Origin of the sequence: Sulfitobacter sp. S223 (genome assembly GCF_025143825.1) — a bacterium.
Lineage (GTDB): Bacteria > Pseudomonadota > Alphaproteobacteria > Rhodobacterales > Rhodobacteraceae > Sulfitobacter.
The window spans coordinates 1,847,637-1,867,755 of sequence record NZ_CP083560.1; the positions used below are offsets into that span (position 1 = coordinate 1,847,637).

The following is a 20,119-nucleotide window of genomic DNA, read 5'->3' on the forward strand; positions in this document are numbered from 1 at the left end:
TCCAATCAGCTGATCTAAAACATTTTGCTGTGCTTCATGGCCTGACGGATGATGTCATAGTCCGCGTCCGAGCCTTCCAGAAAGCCGTCTTCGGCGATGTCGCCCAACAACTCGGCGTCCTTTAGTTCCAACATAACTTCACGGATTGCGGCAAGGACGTCCGGGTCCATGCCCGCAGCAGCCAACCATGGTTTTGTGACATTATCGAACTCGTGCATTGCTCTGATTGGAACGCCAGAACGGATGAGCTTCGACAAGGTGCTTTCCTTCAGAGCACCGGCGGTAAACCTACCAGCAGCGACCGCAGCGCCAACCCGGTCGTGACGACCAAGATAGTCATACCCGCTAAGCTCTTTGCTACTGATACCAGCGTCAAGAAGATGACTTTGTGCCAGGTACCGGCCGATAGTTGAGAGCTGATCGCCGAAGGCGAAGCTTTTATTTTTCAGTTCCGACAGGGATTGAATCGGACTGTCAGCATGGACAGCTATGGCCCCTTTAAACCGCTTGCTTCCTTTGTTGGACTCGATTGCGATGATCTGTATTTTTGGTTCACGTTCGAAAACGGTGATGTAGGAGGCCGGTCCAAACCGGGAAAAGTCAACTTCCCCATTTGCAAGCTGGTCGATGCTTGTTTCGTATTCCTTCGTGATCCGCATCTTGATGTTGACCTGTTCACCAAGAATTTTGGTCATTTCCTGTGCCAGATACTGCAGGAAAGGGCGGTACATCTTGACCGTATAAGTCGGCTTGTCAGCGGCGTAACTGCCGAAGGTCAGGTTGATTTCTGCCGTCGCCGACGTCGCCATAGTAGCAATAATGACAGTCACAGTAACGCATGCCCAATGTGATGCATGCTTCTGCGCCTTTACAACAAACCCAAGCAGTTTTGCAGAAATTTTATTCATGGTGGCCCTCATAGTTTGGCGGAACGTTTGGGGACGCATCGCCGGAAATGACGGACAATTCGTGGCAGATCAAAAAGAATTATTCGTTAATGCCCGATGTGATTTTCTAAGGACCTTCGGTGGTCAGGGAGGCGTTTGGATTGATCAAAAAAATTGTATGTAAATTATTTGTAAAGAAAATTTGCCTCTTATCGTCTGATTGCATTCAGGTAACCAGACGGGGCGAACATGGCACAAGAAGACACACAAAACCGGCTTGCCGTATATATGCGGCCTCAGATCGGAACGATCGGGCTCCTTCTTATGCTTTTTGCTCCGAATATCGCATTTGCCATACCGTCTCCGGAATTGATCATCGGGTCGGTTTCTTCTTTGTCGCAGGTTTTTGCGGTGGGAATTGCAACGGTGACGGGGGCTGGCGCGCTGATTGCCAAGCGGTTCGGCTTCAATCCGTCAACGGGGCGCGGACAGGGGCGCTTTCCCCTCCGTTTGATTATGGTACTTTTGTTGATCGGGTTGGTCCTTGGAGCTGCGAATATCTGGCAGTACCGCACACAGCAGGCAAATGAGCTTGCGCATCTTCAAGCCACACTTGTCAGGCCGGCGCAATTTGATGGAACCAGCATTCAGGACCCCGATCTGAAAGAGGCGAGCTTTGGTCAGCAATCCCGAAACCCGCTGGCTGTCACAACCAAAAAGGCGCAGGAACTCTTGGATGGGTCAGGGGGCGCCTCATCTGCGCTATTCTTTGATGTGAGAGAAACCGGTGAACACCGCATGGGAACCTTGCCGGGCGCGCGTCATGTCCGGTTCCCTGATTTCATGCAGTCCAACATCCCTCTTGAAGGGAAACAAGTTGTGTTGTTCTGTCACAACGGCAACCGCAGTGGTGAAATCTGCGCGCAACTGGCCGCACGGGGGATTGATTGTCGTTTTATTGCGGGTGGTATCGAAAAGTGGATCGTGGAGGGGCGTAAATTCAGCGATAAAGATGTGCAATCCTTATCCGATTTGCGTGCCATTCCAGACTATCCGAACAAAGAAAAACTGTTGGGCACGGCAGAGTTCAAAAGCCTAATAGAGGCGGGCAACCTCCAGATTGTTGATACCCGCTATCCCGGCGATTTTTCTGTTGGACACCTGCCGGATGCGATCAACATTCCAATTCGTGCTTTGCCAACGGAGGAATTGAAAAACCGGATTACCCAGTTGCAAGACAAGCCAACGGTTGCGGCTTGCTACGACCGTCGCAGCTGTTTCATGTCACAGGTTCTAGCGCTTGAGATGAACGAAGCGGGCATTGATTTCCGGGGTCGCTACACCACCCCTTGGGAGTATTTCGTCGCGCCCAAGCCCAAGCCACATGTCCAACAGTGGCAAGCTGAGCAGCAGGTGACACTTTGGCAGAAAGCGGTCGCCAGATTAGCGGAGGGGTTGGTCTGGATCGCAGAGCGATCGCACTTTGTGCTTGCCCTTTTTACCCTGTCGCTTTTGTCCCGGATGCTTGTTCTGCCCATCGCGCTAAAGTCGGAGCGGGATCAGATGATCACTTCAACTTCGTCCGACGAATTGAAACTGCTCAAAGAGAAGTTGAAAGACGATCCAGCCAGAAAAGCCCGCGCCATACAGCGCTTTTACGGGGATAAGGGGCTGACCCCGATGCGCAACCTTGCGGCGTTGCTGTTTTTGCCTGTCATGATGCTTGGTCTAAGCGCGACCGAAAAGGCGAGCCTGGAAATCAATGCGCCCTTCCTGTGGGTGCAGTCTTTGGGGCAGCCCGACGGGACCTTTGTGCTGCCGTTGTTGTTTGCGGTATTGGCGGGGATTTATCTGCACTGGGCAGTGGCGAAAACGGGTCGGCAGGCTGCTTTGTGGTGGGTTATTGGTGCACCGCTGATGTTCGGGTTGGTTTTCCGGCTAAGTGCGGCGGGCAACATTTACCTCTGTGCCAGCCTCACGCTTTTGCTGATCCAGCGTGCATATGTCACCGGTCTTCTTTCCGAACTCAAAAACAAGGTCAAAAGCCTTTGGCATGATCTACCCTCGCGCAAGCTGCCTATCGGTGTTTCCCTTCTTGAGCACACGTCTGCGCTGCGCGAAAGCGGCAATAAGTCCTACAGGCTTTCTGTGCTGAAGAATGCGGGTCTGCCGGTTCCGGATGGTCTTGTTATTCGCTCCGGTGGGATCAGGGCTTACGGTCGTCTTTCAGGCAGCCAAAAGGACGAATTCGCGATGAAAATTTGGCGCATGGTTGGGCAGAAACCTTGCGCTGTGCGAAGCTCGGCCGCAAGCGAAGACGGGGCCGATCAAAGCTTTGCAGGAGTGTTCGATAGTGTGTTGGATGTCCGCCATGAAGGGATGCGCAGCGCTTTGGATGCGGTCATCGCGTCTTTCTCGGCTGAGCGTGCGAATGATTATGATCGCTCGGGGCCAACCAGCCATGACGGGAATGTACTGGTTCAGCAAATGGTACGTGCCGAATATGCCGGCGTGTTGTTTACCCAAGATCCCAAGGCACCAGGTCTGATGATGGTTGAGTTGGTCAAGGGCTGCGGTGAGGATTTGGTCTCTGGCAGGGTGACGCCGCAGAGCCTGCAATTCGGGCGCCACACGCACACGGCCTTTAGCGAGGAAACTCCGCCGATTAATTTGGAGGTTTTATTATCGCTTGGCCAAAAGATCGAAACAATTTTCGGTTGCCCCCAAGACATCGAATGGGCCTACGCTGATGGCGCTTTCCAGATCGTACAAAGCCGCGATATCACAACACTGAAAACTGGAACTACCGCGGAAATGGTCAGGGTGGAGGAGTGGGAACGTATCTTGCACATGTACAAAGACGCTGAGCCGGATGAGGTGATCCTTGAGCAAGACGAAATGTCAGAGGTCCTTCCGCTTCCGACGCCTTTGTCTTTCTCGTTGATGGGGCGACTTTGGGCACCGGGCGGCAGTTTAGACATCGCCTGCCGACAGCTTGGGGTTAATTACAACCTGCCTGAAGGTCGGCCTGGCCATCTGATCAACCTCTTTGGCCGCACATTTGTGGATAGTAGCTTAAAACAATCGATGGCATTGCGCCTTGGCAAATCCAAAGCGCGGGAGATGCGTAAGAATGCCATCCGCGTGGTCGCCGCGTTCCGGAATGAAACAATGCCGACATTGGAAAACGATCTGGCGCTTTGGCAGGCCGTGGATTTCACCGCGATGCCGCCAGACATTATCATTAGCTGCATACAGAAACTGGAGACTAAATTCGTCCGCGAGATCTACGTCGAGGCCGAAAAGATCAATATTCTGGCTGGTTTTACGATGAATGAAGCCGAAGCCTTTGCGAAAGATAATGCAGATGCGCAAAGCCGCCTGATGCACCCCGTTTTGCACCATACTCCGAACAGTCTCATCAATGCATGCGGCGATCTCGCGGGCGACAAGCAAAAAGACCGTTTGATGAGGCTGATGGGGCATCGGGCCATCTTTGATTATGAACTCAGCACCCCGAGATACGCTGAAGCGCCTGAGATGCTGTGGTCATTGCTAAAGGGGGCAAACCCTGTTGAGATCAAGGGCCGTTCTGCACTGGCACACGGTCCCAAGACCCCAGTTGATCTGGCCATCGCGTTGCAAGACGCGAAAGAACAAGCCAAGCATGAGGCGCTTAAGATCATCGCTGAAATGCGTCGGGCTATACTGGCATTTTCTCAGGCAACGGGGCTATTTGATCTGGTTTTCTATCTTGAGATGGATGAACTTCTCACTGCCGGAAGGGCTGACATCGAGGTGCTGAAAGAGATTGCTCAGAACCGAAAGGATCGTGCTGCGCAGCTTTCGAAACACGCGCTCAAACCTGTATCGCTGACTTTACGTGATTGTGAAATATTGTCCGCTGAGGCTGCTGTGCAAGGGGCTCAAGGGCAGGGCGCCCTTGGGGGTGTCTGTGTTTCCGGAAGCCAAAATGTGTCTGGTCGGGTGTTCGTCGTTCACGATGACACCGGCATGGGCGCTACTGCGTTCTCGGGCTTTGAAGATGGCGATATCATTGTTTGCCGAATGGTTAATCCGGTTTGGTTGCCCTTTGTGCAGCGGTCTGGCGGGGTGTTGAGCGAGATTGGAGGCTGGTTGAGCCACATGGCGATTGTGGCGCGTGAGAAAGATATTCTGATGCACGTAAGGTGCAGCGGTTTGGAGTCCTTGCAGACCGGAATGATCGCTGCGGTCGGCACGGACGGAACAATCACCGTTACAGAAGCGGGCAGGGCACCCGCACGCAAGATTGCCTGAAACCGAAGCCAACGGCTGATCCCTCAAATCCGGGGATCAGCCCCGATTGGAAATTCCTGTTCACTCAACCGATCAGACCACCGGGTGGAGTGAAGAAATACAGTGCCATCCCAATAATCAGGAATGGTTACTGAAGCGCACGTTAGGATACATCAGACCAAAGGGCGTAGATGCAACGATCCAAATCATCAGCGTTTCCTGAGCGAGAGTTGCCGGCATATTGCCGCCGCCAGCTGCAAAGCAGGTAGCGCTTTAGTATCCTCTGCTGTCACTGTTTCTAAGGTGTTGCCCGGAAACGTGTACCGAGTATCATGTATGCAAGAGGCCTCCTGTTGATGTGGGTATTCAAACCGCTCAAAGAGGCTCGAACCCCCAAGATGGAGGTCTCAGATGGGATCCGGCTATCAGGATGATGCGACATTTTTGGCAACGCAAGTGGCATCGGGCGCGGTTTCGCCGTCTGAACTGCTTGATGAAGCGCTGGCTCGGGTGTCTGTATTTAACCCTAAATTGAATGCAGTTGTCTTGATACAGGAAGAGGTCGCGCGCGCGGCGATCAAGGCAGGTTTGCCGGAGGGTCCCTTTAAGGGGGTTCCATTTCTGATGAAGGATCTCGGGGCTGAAGCCGTGGATTTTCCCTCTCATAGCGGATCAAATCTGCTGCGAGACACCAGATACACTTATGACAGTGAAATATATCGGCGCATGCGGGCGACGGGTATTGTAACCTTCGGTCGGACAACTTCGCCAGAGGGGGGCATAGGCCCTGTGACTGAGGCGGCCGTTTACGATGGTCCGACACGGAATCCGTGGGATGTCTCGCGGACTTCCGGTGGGTCTTCGGGGGGATCGGGGGCGGCGGTTGCAGCAGGAATTGTGCCAATGGCGCATGGATCAGACGGCGGCGGTTCAGTGCGGATACCAGCATCAAGCTGCGGCTTGTTTGGATTCAAAGCAACCCGCGCGCGGTTTCCGGACGGGCCCATGTCCGGTGAGGGTTGGGGCGGCATGGCCATAGACGGTTTCCTCACACGTTCGGTGCGTGATAATGCAACGATGATGGATGCGTGCGCGGGGCCGGATTCAGGCGCGCCCTATGTTGCCCCAATGATGGAAACATCCTATTCGGAGGCCATTGTACGTCCTCCGCGCCGTCTGCGGATTGCGGTTTGTGATACCACATTTACCGGCGCCCCCATTGATAATGAATGTCGGGCGGCCGTTCTCGAAACTGCAAAAATTCTTGAAGAGCTTGGCCATCACGTCACGCCTGCCTGTCCCAAGGCCGATCACGAAGGCATGATGCACGCCTGGACCAAGATTGTAGCATGTGGGACAGCGCTTTGGATTCAGAATGTGACGAAAGCAAAAGGCCGCGACCTGCGCCAAGGTGACATTCAGGGCGTGGCAAGAGGCGCTTTGGCCTACGCAGGGGGGATTTCTGGCGCAGACTATTTGGCGGCGGTCAACAAAATCCACGCTTACGGACGTGAAATGGCTGCATCTTTTGACGATTACGACATCATTCTGTCGTCCACATTGGCAGAGCCGCCAGCGCTTGTTGGCCGTTTTACCCACGAACGGGAAGACTACGCCAATTACCGCGTGGGGCCGGGTGGTGTTTTCGAATATTCACCATTCTGCGCGACCTTCAACGCCAGTGGTCAGCCTGCGGCATCTGTTCCTTTGCATTGGACAACCGACGGCTTGCCCGTGGGGATACATCTGGCTGCTGCTTTTGGTGAAGATGCCACGTTGATTGCCCTGTGCGCAGAACTTGAGCAAGCTGCGCCATGGTCCCACCATAGACCATCACTGCTCGCGGAATATCTTGCATAGATTGAGATTGGTGCGCAGAGTGAGGGAGTAGGGGGAACGGCGATTGAACACCAATATCGCGGTTGACGCGCGTAATATCGGAAAAGTCTACGGAAATGGGCCTAGCGCTGTAGCGGCGCTTGGCGATGTATCAATATCGATAGAACAGGGTGAGTTCTTTACCCTTCTTGGACCGTCTGGTTGCGGTAAAACTACGCTTTTACGGTGCATTGCCGGCTTTGAAACGCCCACATCCGGCACCATCTTTTTGTCCGGTCAGGACATTACGCATACACCGCCAAACCAGCGCCCTGTGAACACGGTGTTCCAATCATATGCGCTATTCCCGCATCTTAATGTCGCTCAAAACGTCGGCTTTGGTCTCAAGATGTTGGGCAGGCCTGCCGCCGAGGTCGCCAAGGCCGTTGATCGCGTTCTGTCGCTGGTGAAGCTTCAGGAATTTGCGGACCGATTGCCGCAACAGTTATCTGGCGGGCAACAACAGCGTGTGGCACTGGCCCGTGCGCTTGCGCCTGAACCGCAGGTCTTGCTGCTGGATGAGCCACTTTCTGCATTGGACCTGAAGCTGCGCAAAGAAATGCAAAGCGAGCTGAAGCGCCTTCAGACAGAGACGGGTATCACTTTCATCTTTGTCACCCACGATCAGGAAGAGGCGTTAACCATGTCCAACCGGATCGGCGTGATGTCCCAGGGCGCGTTGCTACAGGTCGGTACGCCGCATGAGATTTACGAACATCCCGTTAACCGGTTTGTCGCCGACTTCATCGGAGAGACGAACTTTCTTGACGGGCAGGTGGACGGAGGGCGTGTTAGAATTGGCACGGGCGATATGCTGGATGTGCAGCTGTCCGGTCAGACAGGCGATGTAACGCTTGCCATACGGCCTGAACAGATACAGCTGGGCACCGCTGATGCTGGCCTGACTGCCAAGATCACCGAGGCAACCTATATGGGGACGGACACACATTACACCGTCAGCCTGAGCGATGGGAGCCAGATCGTAGCCCGTGTGCAATCAAACTCTGTCGGTGCATTTAAGGTCGGGGATACGGTGGGGATCGGTATTGATACCAAAGCCGTTCAGGTGCTGAAGACATGAGCATCGCGGGCGGACAACGTAGCAAAGGTGCCAATGGTTGGCTGCTGTCTGCGCCTGCTCTGGTTTTGCTGGTTTTTGCGGCAAGTGGGCCGCTTTTAATTGTTGCATTGTACTCCGTGCTTGAGAAAGGGGATTACTCTGGCGTTCGGTGGATACTGTCCGGTGACGGCTGGTTCCGCGTGTTGTTTGAACGGGACATTTTCGACCAGACTGTCAGCCTTGCGGATGCGAACCTGTCGATCTTCTGGCGTTCGGTAAAGCTTTCGATCTCGACCACGGTGATCACCTTTGTGCTTGGTTTGCCGACTGCGTGGTTCATCGCCACTAGACCAGCAAAATCACGGGCGTTCTGGCTATTTCTCATTACTATCCCATTCTGGACAAACCTGCTGATCCGGACGTTTGCCATCATGGAAGTGGTGCGCAACGAAGGTATCCTGAACACTGCGCTCATCAGCGCCGGTCTCATTTCCGATCCGATCCAGATTATGTATACGGATACAGCGGTGCTGATCGGCATGACCTACGTGTATCTGCCGCTGATGGTATTGCCGCTTTATGCCGCCATTGACCGCTTTGATTTCCGTCTGATCGAGGCGGGGTATGATCTTTATGCCTCGCGGTGGCAGGTTTTGCGCGGAGTGATCCTGCCGATCATTAAACCGGGGATCATCGCGGGATCTATTCTTGTGTTCATCCCAAGTCTGGGCGCCTATGTGACGCCACGCCTGTTGGGCGGCGGCAAGAATATGATGATCGGCAACTTTATCGAGCTGCAATTCGGGCAGGGGCAGAACTGGCCGCTTGGGGCGGCGTTGTCGACTGTGCTGCTGTTGATCGTTCTGGTGTCTTTAGTGGTCTACACGCGCGTGTCTTCGCGGGATAATCCGCATGGCTAAGAAACGCGCCTTTGATGTGACAACCTTGCCGGGCTTTACCTTTATCGCGGTCGTGGCTTTCGTTCTGCTGTATGCGCCCATTGCGACGCTGGTGATCTATTCCTTTAACGGCGGCAATTCAGTTAACCAGTGGGGCGGGTTTTCCCTGCAATGGTATGTGGTCGCCTTCAACAATGAGGCAGTGCAGGACGCCACTATCCGGTCCTTGATTATCGCGCTCTGGGCCTCGGTTATCTCGACAACTGTGGCGACTATGGCCGCTCTCGGGACAACGCGTAGGGGACGGTTCAAAGGGCAGACCTTAATCTACATCATCATCAACCAACCGCTGATGGTGCCTGAAATCGTGACGGCTGTTGCGCTCCTTATTTTCTTTTCTTCGGTGAAGGTTGCCACTGGCTATACCGGCTTGGGTTATCTGATCCTTGCACACTCCGCTTTTTGTATCCCCTTTGCCTATTTGCCCATCAAGGCGCGGCTGGAAGGGATGGACACCAGCATGGAGACTGCCGCGGCGGACCTTTACGCCACCCCCTGGCAGACCTTTCGCTATGTGACCCTGCCGCTGCTGCTGCCCGGAGTGATTGCGGGGGCTATGCTGGCGTTTATTATCTCGCTCGATAATGTGATTATCACCGAGTTTGTGAAATCTGCAGGGCAGGATACACTGCCCACCTATATGCTTGGCCAATTGCGCCGCGCGCTGACGCCCGAGGTGAACGCCATCTCAACGGCGCTATTGGCCCTGACCGTTCTGATCCTCATTGTTTTCGTGTTCGTCACCAAAAAGCGGGCATAGCCCGCACAACATCCAAAAGGGAGTATCCTGATGAAGACCTACCTTATTGCGACGACAGCCCTGCTCAGCACCACCTTCGGTGCGATGGCCGAAGGCGAATTGAACCTATTCAACTGGGGCAATTACACCAGCCCCGAGATGTTGGATAAATTCACCGCCGAGACAGGCATCACCGTGACCGTCACCGATTATGACAGCAACACAACGGCCCTCACCAAGGTAGAGGCAGGGGCGTCCGGGTTTGATCTGGTTGTGCCATCAGCAAACTATATACCCGTCTATGTCCGTAAGGGCCTGCTGGCCGAGCTGGATCATTCAAAAATCCCCAACATCACCAATATAGCGGCCGAGTGGAAAGATGTGCCATGGGATCCTGGCCGTGCGCATTCGGTTCCGTGGCAGTGGGGGTCAGTTGGCATCGCGGTGAACACAACCGTCTACGGCGGTGATCCAAACACATCCGAGCTGTTCCTTGATCCGCCAGAGGAGCTGGTCGGCAAAATCAACATCGTGCCCGAAATGAACGATGTTCTGAATATGGCGATCTTTAACGCAGGCGGCGAAGCCTGCACCGAAGATTTGACCGTCCTCAAAAAGGTCCGCGACAGGTTGATGGCTGCGAAGCCAAAGTGGCTGTCGATGGATTACGGAACCACCGACAAGCTTTCTTCGGGGGACTACGCCGCTTCCGTTAACTGGAACGGCTCTACCATGCGCGCGCGGATCAATAACCCTGATGTGGTTTATGGCTATCCCAAGGAAGGTTACCCGTTGTTCATGGATTCTGTCGCCTTGCTGGCAGATGCGAAGAACGTCGATGAAGCCTATCAATTCATCAACTTTATCCTTGAGCCCGAGAACGCTGCGATGATCTCTGCCTTTGCGCGTTATGCCAATGGTGTGGCTGGATCAGAGGAATTTATGCCTGAAGATATGAAAACTGCGCCAGAGATCGTGACGCCGGCAGAGTTCGCAGATGCGGGACGTTTTTTGCCAACCTGCCCACAATCGGCGGTAGATCTTTATACCGCAATCTGGACTGAATTGCTGAAATAAACACCAAGGACGGGGCTGCGTTGCGACCCCGTCCTTGCATCTGTTTAGGTGCAATGTTGCCTTGTCGAAACGCCCTAGAGATCAGGGCGCTTTTCCCGCCTGACCGAAACTGAGTTGAACAGTCTCAGGTTGTGCTATTTTGAGCGTTCTGAAAAACCTGCCAGCTTGAGGCGCCGGTCTTGCGGGGTGACAAGTTCAACAGAAACGATATCTTAAAATACGTTCCTGCAAAGACGACATTACGCATCCTTGAACCCTTCAAGAACATTAACCGTATTAACGCCAACAGCTTCGATCGCATAGCCGCCCTCCATGCAGAAAACAGTGGGTAGTTTCATCCGCCCGATCCTGCGGCCTGCATCCGTAAAATCTTTGCTTTCGAGTTTGAAAAAGCTGATCGGGTCTTCTTTGTACGCATCCACTCCCAAAGAAACGACCAATGCTTCCGCACCCCAATCCGCGATCTTGGCGATGGCGTCATCCAGCGCTTGCGCCCATAAATCGTAGCCTGTGCCGGCCGTCATCGGATAGTTAAGGTTTGCCCCTTCGCCTGCATCTTTTCCTGTCTCATCAGCATATCCCAGATAATAGGGATAGGTTTGTTGCGGGGCACCGTGAAGCGATGCAAACAGGATATCCGCGCGGTCGTAGAAGAGGGTCTGCGTGCCATTGCCATGATGGAAATCAATGTCCAGAATAGCTACGCGCCCGGCTCCGGATGTGCGGAACATATCGGCGACGATTGCGGCATTGTTGATAAAGCAGTAGCCGCCATATTGATCCGCAGTGGCGTGGTGGCCGGGTGGGCGGCATAAGGCAAACGCGCTGTCAGCGCCTGCCGCAACATGTCGTTGCGCCGTCTGGGCGCAGGCAACCGAAGACAGGGCTGCGGCCCATGTCCCTTGGGTGATTGCCGTTTCCGAGGCGTGGGAATAATATCCGACCTTACCGTCAATATACTCGGGTATCCGGTCAAGGTGCATACCTCTGGCAGGAACATTGGCTGCGATAATCTCTCCGGCCATTCCTGCGGCTTTCCACTCATCCCAAGCGGTCTCCAGAAATCTGAGGTATCCAGGGTCAAGCAGCGCCCTTACAGGTTTCATGTCAACTTGTTCAGGTGCACGAATATCGGTGAGCTTGCGTTCGCGGAGCCGATTTAGCACGTATTCAACCCGCGAGGGGCGCTCGAACGGCGTGACAAATTGGCCGCCAGACAGTTCCGCCTGCGGAAAGTGGAAGCGGTGGTCTTCACTGTGAAATATTCGCATTTCGGGCACCTGACTATGAAATATGGAGGGGCAATATCGCGCAAGCGTGCCAACTTATCCTGCAATAATCCAATGTTTCTTTCGTAGCCGCCAAGGTATTCAGCCTTGCGGTTAACGGAGGGCTATGTTCCGAGCAAGGAGACGCGTATGGCTTTGGCAGATCGCCCCGGTCGCGCGCCTGATTTCAGTGGTTAGCCGGAATAGGGTAAAAGCGATCGGTTCTTGATGATCTGTGTCAGAGGCCCTGAGCGCGCGCAGGTTGTTCCCGCACTAAGATCAGACCGGTCCCCGCCAAGGTCAGAAATCCAGACCAAGATCAACGGTAGGCGCAGAGTGGGTCAACGCACCGGAGGAGATGTAATCAACACCTGTGGCTCCAATAGAAGCGATGCGTTCAAGGGTTACATTGCCGCTGGCTTCCGTTTTCATGCGCCCGTCTACAAGGGCAACCGCCTCGCGCAGCAGGTCGTTGCTCATGTTGTCCAGAAGGACGACAGAGGCACCGCCGACCTCTAGAACAACGGCCAATTGCTCCAACCGATCCACTTCGATTTCAACAGCCATCATGTGGCTTGCATGGGCCTTTGTGGCTTCCAGAACTTGCCGGACACCGCCCGCAGCGGCAATATGGTTGTCCTTGATCAGAATTGCGTCCGACAGGGAATAGCGGTGATTGAAGCCACCGCCGTGCAGAACCGCCAGTTTCTCAACCAGACGCAGGCCAGGTGTCGTTTTGCGGGTGCAGGTGACGCGGGTTTCGGTCCCGTCGGTTTCGGCGACAAATGCAGCCGTCATCGTCGCAATACCGGTCAAGCGCCCTGCAAAATTCAGGGCCACACGTTCGGCAGACAAGATGGACGCCGCGCTGCCTGTGATAGTCATCAGAGTGTCACCAGCATTGCAGGGCTGGCCATCCGCAATGTGTGTTTCAATGCCAAGCGTTGCATCCACCAGATGAAAGGCGATGCGCGCGATCTGCATGCCTGACACTATGGCGTTTGCTCGGGCGTTCAGGCGCGCTGAGTAGGTCGTTCCGGCGGGGATCACGGCGCGGGTTGTCACGTCACCGTAGCTGCCCAAATCTTCCATAAGCGCGTTGCGGATCATCGGCTCAAGGATCAAGTCAGGCACATTGGAAAAGCTCATGGGGCTTCCTCACAAATTTGGGTTCTTAATGTCATGGCATCCGCCAGCGTCAGCTTTGATCGTTTGCCATCGCCGGGATTTGTATCAGGAAAATCGGACCTCTCATGCGCCCCGCGGCTTTCTTCGCGGGCAAGTGCCGACGCGGCGATCAAGGTCGCTGTAGCGGTCATGTTCAGGAAGGAAATACTGTCCCCGAAGGTGTCCTCAAGATCCGCGATCTTACGCAGGGCTGTCTTCAGGCCCGTGGCATCCCGCATGACACCAACGTGGCGTGTCATTGTTTCGCGCAGTTGTGTCACCGCGTCGGGATCGGGCGATGTGCCGCCTTCGTCAAAGCTGATGTCAAGTTTCGGCGCCGTGTTCTCGGGGACCGCTGCCGCGATGTTTTCAGCGCAAATGCGGGCGAAAACCAGCGCTTCAAGCAGGCCGTTCGAGGCCAGACGATTGGCACCGTGCAATCCGGTCGAAGACGCTTCTCCGCAGACCCAAAGACTGCCTAACGAAGCGCGGCCGTCTGTGTCGGTTGCGATCCCGCCCATGTGGTAATGCGCCGCGGCGGCTACCGGGATCGGGTCAATTGCAGGGTCAATGCCGTTGCGTGCGCAGGCTTCTGCGACCGCTGGATATTGGATTTTGATGGCCTCACCCAACACGTGGCGCGTGTCGAGCATCGGGCGCAGGCCTGCTTGGGATTGTGCGAATATCGCACGGGCCACAACGTCGCGTGGGGCAAGCTCGGCATCGGGATGCGCAGCCTGCATGAACCTTTCGCCATTGCTGTTGATCAGTGTGGCACCTTCCCCGCGTAGGGCTTCGGTGGCCAATGGGGCAGGGTCCTCACCGACGTCCATCGCAGTGGGATGAAACTGGACGAATTCTGGGTCTGCAATCACCGCACCCGCACGCGCAGCCAGACCGATCACCTGACCGCGTATCCGTGGCGGGTTCGTTGTTATAGCATAAAGCCCGCCAGAGCCGCCACCGGCCAACAACACGGCACTGCCGCGCAACATCACAGGGGCAGAGCCTGAATCTTCGGCTGATTGAATGGCGATACCCGTGACGCGGCCGTCGATGACCTCTAGGTCTAGGGCCATCGTGCCTTCCAGAACCTGAATAGACGCTGTCATGCGTACCTGTTCGATAAGTGCAGCCATAATTTCGGCCCCGGCCTGATCGCCTTTGACACGGACCACACGCGCAAAACTATGCGCAGCTTCGCGCGACATAACGTAATCGCCGTTTTCGGTTCGATCAAAAGGTGTGCCAAGTGCGGTCAGATCAAGGATGTGGGCGCGTGCCTCTTGGGTGACCAGATCGGCGACATCGGGATCAACGGTCCCATCGCCCGCCTTTACCGTATCGGCAGCATGGCTTTGCGCGCTGTCAGCCGCGTCCATCGCAGCCGCGACACCGCCTTGCGCCCAAGCCGAGCTGGCCCCTTCACCCAGACGCTCGGGCGAGATCATAGCGACAGGACGTGGCGCAAGTTTGAGCGCAGCATATAGCGCGCCAAGCCCGGCACCGACAATGATGATCCGGTCGGTCTGAACGGTTTTCATCCGGATCAAAGACCCAGTTTGCGTGACAGGTCGATCATCGCTTGCACCGACTTGCGGGCGTTTTCAGCGACGGCGGGATCGACGAAAACCTCGTTCTCACCGCTGTGCAGCACCCATAGAATTTTCTCCAGCGATATTTTCTTCATGTAAGGGCACATGTTACAGGGGCCGACGAAGTCCACCTCTGGCAGTTGATCCGAGATATTCGACGCCATCGAGCATTCGGTAATCAGCATTGCCTTTTCAGGCTTTTCGTCCGTCACATATTTGATGATGCCACTAGTCGAGCCGGAGAAATCAGCCTCTGCGACCACATCAGGCGGGCATTCCGGGTGCGCGATCAATCGCGTGCCCGGATTCCATTCACGGAAATCACGCAGATCTTTGGCTGTGTATTGCTCATGTACGATGCAAGATCCGGGCCAATAGACGATGTTCTTGTGGCTTTGGTTGGCAATGTTCTGCGCCAGATATTGATCCGGCGTCATGATGACCGTGTCGCTTTCCATCGCATTCACGATCTGCAACGCGTTCGAGGAGGTGCAGCAAATGTCAGAGGCGGCTTTGACTTCTGCGGTTGTGTTCACGTACGTCACGACAGGCGCGCCGGGATATTTTGACCGCATTTCGTCAATACCAGCAGCTGTGATACTTTCGGCCAGCGAACAGCCTGCATCCATGTCCGGCATCAAGACAGTCTTTTCCGGGCTCAGAATTTTCGAGGTTTCCGCCATGAAATGGACGCCCGCCTGAACGATCACATCCGCATCAACGTCGCTGGCTTTCATTGCAAGCTGCAAGCTGTCACCGACGAAGTCGGACACGCCATGGAAAATCTCTGGTGTCATATAGTTGTGACCCAGAATAACCGCGTTGCGTTCTTTTTTCAGCGTGTTGATCGCCTTGACGTATGGCGCGTAGATCAGCCAATCCGCCGGTGAAACGACACGTGACATACCTGCGTAGGTGTCTTGCAGCGCCTCTGCACATTCAGCAGAAGGGGTGAGATCATAGTGATCTGAAAGAACGGTGCGAACGTGCGAAAGGTCCAGCATTGAGCATGTCTCCGGATGATTTGAGTGCTCAATACATGGAGAATGGCCGCAGGCCAACGTCTTGCAGCGCGAAACACCGTTTATAGGCAAGTTTGCACTGCAATTTCTTTAGCGCAGCGGTGAAAAGCGCAAGGGCGCTGTATTCTGCCTGATCGCTCTGTCCGGGTGAAATGTAACCTTATGTCAGGCACTTAAAGATTGTCTTGGTGCGCCTCAGAGAATGTAAACTGCTATGCTTTCCAATTGGTCTTTCCACATTTCGTCATTTTACCAAGGGGGGGTGTAATGCGCGTTTGTGGTTTTCTTTGATAATCCAAACGCCTTTAAACGCTAATTTGGCCGCATCTTTCCCAGATGTATTCCTTTATCTGCTTTCACAAAGCGATCAGACGCTCTAGGCATCCCAATCTTCTAGATTCAAGGACAGATCATGGCGCAAAAAGCCACCATCTATAAAGTTGAACTTTCCGTCTCAGATATGGATCGTCACTATTACGAGACCCACAAACTGACTGTCGCAAAACATCCGTCAGAGACGGATGAACGGTTGATGGTACGTCTTCTTGCTTTTGCGCTAAATGCCAACGAGCAATTGGAACTGACCAAGGGTCTCTCAACCGATGACGAACCGGACATCTGGCAGAAAAGCCTGAGTGACGAGCTGGACCTGTGGGTGGCATTGGGCCTTCCGAGCGAGAAGATCGTCCGTCAATCCTGCGGAAAGGCCGCCAAAGTCATCGTCTATAGCTATGGCGGCAGGACGGCTGATGTCTGGTGGGAGAAGATCAGCAACAGTACCACCCGTTTTGATAATCTTCAGGTCACGAATTTTCTGGAAAAAGACACCAGTGAACTGGCGAAGATGGCAAAGCGCTCAATGAAATTGCAGGTAAATATTCAGGACGGCGAAGTGATGGTAAGCGTCGATGATAGCATCGTTTACGTCACTCCTGTTGAATTGAAAACTGCTGGCCGCTGACGCTGAACCGACTAACTTTAACACCGGATAACACCTAGGCATGCGTCGAAACTGCGTCCGGAATGGGTTTTAGGTGGCATTATATGGGGGCGAAGTAATCTTTGGCCACGCCGCGAGGCGCAGGGCGGCAGTCTTACTTTGAACCATGCATGTTCTCAGGGTCTTGCGGTGGAAGGACAGTCCTTTGGTCAGAGGTGGTGTTCAATAAGTATTTTTTATCAGTCAGTTATGAAGATTCAGTATTCATGACCGTGAAGCAGATTGAGTAGTACATGTTCACGTTTGCTTTGCCTGCCTAAGCTTCGAAAATACAGCAGGCTGCCTATTCTCGATGACTATTCCCGAAGGTGATGTCGCCAGCCCTTTTACGGTGGCAGCAAACGCTCTTAACGGACCTTGGTGGGGATTGCGGACTTGCATCGCATTTCAGACCCTCTCCAGAGTAGCTTCAGGTAGCGCCAACTCCCTTGCATGGATGCCCAGCACAATCAGTGCAGGCCACAGCAGGTAGGCTTCGATCTCTATATTTTCGCCAAAGGACAGCAACAAAAGTGTCATCATGATTCCTAATGGCAAACGCCCTCGTGGTCCCATCGCGGCATCCTTTATCGCAATCCACATCTGCCACCCAAAGGGCACGAGCAGGGCTAAAAATCCGACCAGACCTTTCACGAACAATAGCCCGTACCATGTGTGATGACTGCCAATTGGCATGTATTCCACCGCATGGCTGCCCGGTTGCACAGTGGCGTGGCCAAACCAATAGGCGTCGTTCTGCCAGCGTTCTGTGGCAATGCGTTGAAGTGTTTCGCGCACCCGGGTGCTATCTGCCCGCGCGCCTTTGAATGCTGCGACGGCATCGGTCGCTGCGGTGGCGAGGGTCGATCCAACCACTGCCAATGACGCCGTTAAAGCGGCCAACAACTGCCATGCCCATCCGCGCAGAATGAGCGGCAAGAGGCGCGGCCCAATTGTGCAGGCGACAAGCCCCACCAATCCCATTCGTGACTTGGAGGCAAAGATCATCACGGTTCCGGCTGCAATCCCGATGCTGCGCCACTTGATGGTCTTTTCCTCTAGTGCAAACAGCACCATCACCGTCCCGAGAAGTGCTGCAAAAGGCGACCAAGGCGCGTAAAATTGCCAGCGCGGGGTCCAGCTTGCAGGGTCCCAAGTGTAAAAATAGACCGTGAAATACTCGGGTCCCGGACCACCCACAGCTTTGAGCGGCGAGGTGAAAATGCGTTCCGGCAAGCCAATATAAGGCGCGGCCAGGAGGGCGGGCGCGAGGATAAGCGTCCACAAGCCGACGACACATTGCGCACGCACCAACACCTCGCGGCGGATAGGCAGCACGGCGCCTGCTAACGGAAACAGCGCCAACAGCGCCCATCCTTTTGCCCAACCAATGGATGACTTGATCGTCTTGCCGGTGCCAAGGCCCCAATCAAGATGCCCGACCCACAGGGCGATCAGCAGTACAAACATGCCTGCCAGCCAGCACCAGATCACCGGCGGAATACTGCCCGTTGCCCGCATATCCTCGCGTACGGCAGGCCCGAGGTAAAGGACCAGAACCGCTAATCCGCCCAACACCCATGCCAGCACAGGGCCAACGATATAGAGCGCGCCGACCGCATAAAACGGCCATGTCCAGACAAATGTGCGGTAGACCATGCGCTCAATGGGGTTCTCGCAGATCATTCGCGGGCCTCGGGCTTGGACAGCAGACGCGAGATCAGTGCAATCCTGATCCAGCCCATCGCAAGGCTGATGAGCAGCATCAGCGTGGCAGCGACCCCCGCCATCACAGCCAGCTTGCGGTTGGGAGAGGAGGGTTTCAATGGCAGGGACGGATTCTCCAGAACCTGCACAAGCGGGTAGGAGGCATAGACATCCGACTTGCTCGATTGAGCGCGGGCAATGGCCGAGGCAAAGACGGCCTCTGCCACGGAAAAATCACGCTCGAGGTCTTTCATCTTAGCGGCTGCAGGGGCGAAGGTATCCAGCATAGTCTGGCCTTCGGCTTTTTGACGCTCAAGTGTCGCTAACTGTTGCTGCGCCCCGGACACATCCACATGCATCCGCACCAGCTCTGCCAACAACTGCGCCCGCGCACCATCCGGAGCGAGGTCAAAGGCGCCTAGCGCCCGAGCATCCAAGCCGGTGATGGTTTGTGCCATGGTTAAGGCTGTCGAGGCTGAACGGTCGCGCGCGGCACGTGCCGCCTGTACCTTTGGATGGCGCGATCCATATTGCGCATTGGCCTCCGTATGGGCGACTTCGGTTCGTGCCACCTCATCCAGCAATGCAATATAGGAGCCATCTGCAAAAAGCTTGAGCGTGGCGGCTGCAACAGAAGCATCCAGTCCCAATTGCGCTTCCAACGCGGCAGTGGTGGCCGCGATGTCGCTCAGTGTGGCGTGCTGGGTCTGAATTTGGTCGTCGAGTGCCAGATGTCGTGACAGCAGCACGTCATATTGGTCCACAGATAGTAATCCGGTCTCCGCCTGTAGCGCCTCGATCTGGCTGCGCGTGTCCGCAACAGAAGCGCGATAGTCCGCAATGGCTTGTAGGCCGCTGTCCTGACGGGTGTCGACTTCATCGGTCCTCAGCGCATCCAGCTCCTCGAAAAACGCCGCCAGAATGGCATCGCCACGGGCCTGCGCATCTTGCGGGGTGCGGCCTGTGGTTTCAAAGTGGATCAGACTTGTTTGATCCACGAGACGCACACGCGGCTGGCCCAATTCACTGCGGAGGATGTTCAAGGACGCCGCCGCCGCATCGACAATCCGGTCCGCCCCCAACAATCGCTTATATGTCTCGGTCGGGCTGACAGCATTGCTGGCAAAGGCAGAGTTGGCATAGGAGGTCGCCTGACCAATCCCGTTTACATTCATCGAGGCAGACGCGCCCGAGCCCGGCATGATCAGCGATGTGGTCGAGCGGTAGCTGAGAGGCGCTGTCTTGAGATAACCCAGCAACGGTGCCCAAATCAGGGTCGCCCCGAGAATTGCGGTCGCCATATAGCGCGGCAACCGTGCCGGATCGCCAAGCTTCCCACCCATGACGACACGCTTCACGACCCCCCCTGCGCGGGGACGGGGTTTGGCAGCAAATGGAAATGTGAATGTGATCATCGGGTGGCTCCTTCACCGATGATCTATCTGAATGCACGGAATTTATCTTGTGGACTAAGGGCCAGCGGAATGGGGCATTTGACCCTGC

General features: G+C 55.0%; 14 protein-coding genes. 7 read left to right on the forward strand and 7 right to left on the reverse strand.

What is annotated here, in order from left to right:
* Nucleotides 1-14: 14 nt before the first annotated feature.
* Entirely contained in the window at nucleotides 15-908 is an 894-nt protein-coding gene (locus K3757_RS08915) for a PhnD/SsuA/transferrin family substrate-binding protein (protein ID WP_311201755.1), read from the reverse strand.
* 228 nt (nucleotides 909-1,136) lie between these two features.
* Between K3757_RS08915 and K3757_RS08920 the strand changes: the two genes are divergently transcribed.
* From K3757_RS08920 to K3757_RS08945, 6 genes are all read left to right on the forward strand, one after another.
* On the forward strand, nucleotides 1,137-5,186 hold the full coding sequence (locus tag K3757_RS08920; protein WP_260001109.1) for a PEP/pyruvate-binding domain-containing protein: 4,050 nt from the start codon (nucleotides 1,137-1,139) through the stop codon (nucleotides 5,184-5,186).
* 390 nt (nucleotides 5,187-5,576) lie between these two features.
* Nucleotides 5,577-7,025 (forward strand): amidase, encoded by a 1,449-nt coding sequence (locus K3757_RS08925; protein WP_260001110.1) that lies wholly within the window; start codon nucleotides 5,577-5,579, stop codon nucleotides 7,023-7,025.
* Nucleotides 7,026-7,068: 43 nt separating this feature from the next.
* Nucleotides 7,069-8,124, forward strand: coding sequence for an ABC transporter ATP-binding protein (locus K3757_RS08930; protein ID WP_260001111.1), 1,056 nt, complete (start codon nucleotides 7,069-7,071; stop codon nucleotides 8,122-8,124).
* Entirely contained in the window at nucleotides 8,121-9,023 is a 903-nt protein-coding gene (locus K3757_RS08935; RefSeq protein WP_260001112.1) for an ABC transporter permease, read from the forward strand. Before K3757_RS08930 ends, K3757_RS08935 begins: the two co-directional genes overlap by 4 nt.
* Nucleotides 9,016-9,822 carry an ABC transporter permease gene (locus tag K3757_RS08940; protein ID WP_260001113.1) on the forward strand — a complete coding sequence of 269 codons (807 nt, stop codon included), beginning with the start codon at nucleotides 9,016-9,018 and terminating at the stop codon, nucleotides 9,820-9,822. The genes K3757_RS08935 and K3757_RS08940 overlap by 8 nt, the downstream gene beginning before the upstream one ends.
* Nucleotides 9,823-9,852: 30 nt before the next feature.
* Nucleotides 9,853-10,878 (forward strand): extracellular solute-binding protein, encoded by a 1,026-nt coding sequence (locus tag K3757_RS08945; RefSeq protein WP_260001114.1) that lies wholly within the window; start codon nucleotides 9,853-9,855, stop codon nucleotides 10,876-10,878.
* Nucleotides 10,879-11,117: 239 nt separating this feature from the next.
* Here the strand turns inward: K3757_RS08945 and K3757_RS08950 are convergent, their stop codons facing one another.
* From K3757_RS08950 to nadA, 4 genes are all read right to left on the reverse strand, one after another.
* A complete protein-coding gene (locus tag K3757_RS08950; protein ID WP_260001115.1) occupies nucleotides 11,118-12,149 on the reverse strand; it encodes a histone deacetylase family protein in 1,032 nt (343 codons plus the stop codon).
* A gap of 297 nt (nucleotides 12,150-12,446) precedes the next feature.
* Nucleotides 12,447-13,295 carry a carboxylating nicotinate-nucleotide diphosphorylase gene (gene nadC / locus K3757_RS08955; RefSeq protein ID WP_260001116.1) on the reverse strand — a complete coding sequence of 283 codons (849 nt, stop codon included), beginning with the start codon at nucleotides 13,293-13,295 and terminating at the stop codon, nucleotides 12,447-12,449.
* On the reverse strand, nucleotides 13,292-14,857 hold the full coding sequence (locus tag K3757_RS08960) for an L-aspartate oxidase (protein ID WP_260001117.1): 1,566 nt from the start codon (nucleotides 14,855-14,857) through the stop codon (nucleotides 13,292-13,294). The genes nadC and K3757_RS08960 overlap by 4 nt, the downstream gene beginning before the upstream one ends.
* Before the next feature lie 5 nt (nucleotides 14,858-14,862).
* Nucleotides 14,863-15,912: a quinolinate synthase NadA gene (gene nadA / locus K3757_RS08965; RefSeq protein ID WP_260001119.1), complete on the reverse strand. Its 1,050-nt coding sequence runs from the start codon at nucleotides 15,910-15,912 to the stop codon at nucleotides 14,863-14,865.
* 430 nt (nucleotides 15,913-16,342) lie between these two features.
* On the opposite strand from nadA, the gene K3757_RS08970 reads away from it, so the two are divergent.
* Nucleotides 16,343-16,891, forward strand: coding sequence for a YaeQ family protein (locus K3757_RS08970; RefSeq protein WP_260001120.1), 549 nt, complete (start codon nucleotides 16,343-16,345; stop codon nucleotides 16,889-16,891).
* A gap of 426 nt (nucleotides 16,892-17,317) precedes the next feature.
* Here the strand turns inward: K3757_RS08970 and K3757_RS08975 are convergent, their stop codons facing one another.
* Entirely contained in the window at nucleotides 17,318-18,595 is a 1,278-nt protein-coding gene (locus K3757_RS08975; RefSeq protein WP_260001121.1) for an O-antigen ligase domain-containing protein, read from the reverse strand.
* Nucleotides 18,592-20,031: a hypothetical protein gene (locus K3757_RS08980; RefSeq protein ID WP_260001122.1), complete on the reverse strand. Its 1,440-nt coding sequence runs from the start codon at nucleotides 20,029-20,031 to the stop codon at nucleotides 18,592-18,594. Before K3757_RS08980 ends, K3757_RS08975 begins: the two co-directional genes overlap by 4 nt.
* Nucleotides 20,032-20,119: the final 88 nt, after the last annotated feature.

Excerpts from the sequence above, each read along its gene's own strand:
- K3757_RS08915 (WP_311201755.1), bottom strand. The coding sequence starts at position 908 with ATGAATAAAATTTCTGCAAAACTGCTTGGGTTTGTTGTAAAGGCGCAG.
- K3757_RS08920 (WP_260001109.1), top strand. The coding sequence starts at position 1,137 with ATGGCACAAGAAGACACACAAAACCGGCTTGCCGTATATATGCGGCCT.
- K3757_RS08925 (WP_260001110.1), top strand. The coding sequence starts at position 5,577 with ATGGGATCCGGCTATCAGGATGATGCGACATTTTTGGCAACGCAAGTG.
- K3757_RS08935 (WP_260001112.1), top strand. The coding sequence starts at position 8,121 with ATGAGCATCGCGGGCGGACAACGTAGCAAAGGTGCCAATGGTTGGCTG.
- K3757_RS08940 (WP_260001113.1), top strand. The coding sequence starts at position 9,016 with ATGGCTAAGAAACGCGCCTTTGATGTGACAACCTTGCCGGGCTTTACC.
- K3757_RS08945 (WP_260001114.1), top strand. The coding sequence starts at position 9,853 with ATGAAGACCTACCTTATTGCGACGACAGCCCTGCTCAGCACCACCTTC.
- K3757_RS08950 (WP_260001115.1), bottom strand. The coding sequence starts at position 12,149 with ATGCGAATATTTCACAGTGAAGACCACCGCTTCCACTTTCCGCAGGCG.
- nadC (WP_260001116.1), bottom strand. The coding sequence starts at position 13,295 with ATGAGCTTTTCCAATGTGCCTGACTTGATCCTTGAGCCGATGATCCGC.
- K3757_RS08960 (WP_260001117.1), bottom strand. The coding sequence starts at position 14,857 with ATGAAAACCGTTCAGACCGACCGGATCATCATTGTCGGTGCCGGGCTT.
- nadA (WP_260001119.1), bottom strand. The coding sequence starts at position 15,912 with ATGCTGGACCTTTCGCACGTTCGCACCGTTCTTTCAGATCACTATGAT.
- K3757_RS08970 (WP_260001120.1), top strand. The coding sequence starts at position 16,343 with ATGGCGCAAAAAGCCACCATCTATAAAGTTGAACTTTCCGTCTCAGAT.
- K3757_RS08975 (WP_260001121.1), bottom strand. The coding sequence starts at position 18,595 with ATGATCTGCGAGAACCCCATTGAGCGCATGGTCTACCGCACATTTGTC.
- K3757_RS08980 (WP_260001122.1), bottom strand. The coding sequence starts at position 20,031 with ATGATCACATTCACATTTCCATTTGCTGCCAAACCCCGTCCCCGCGCA.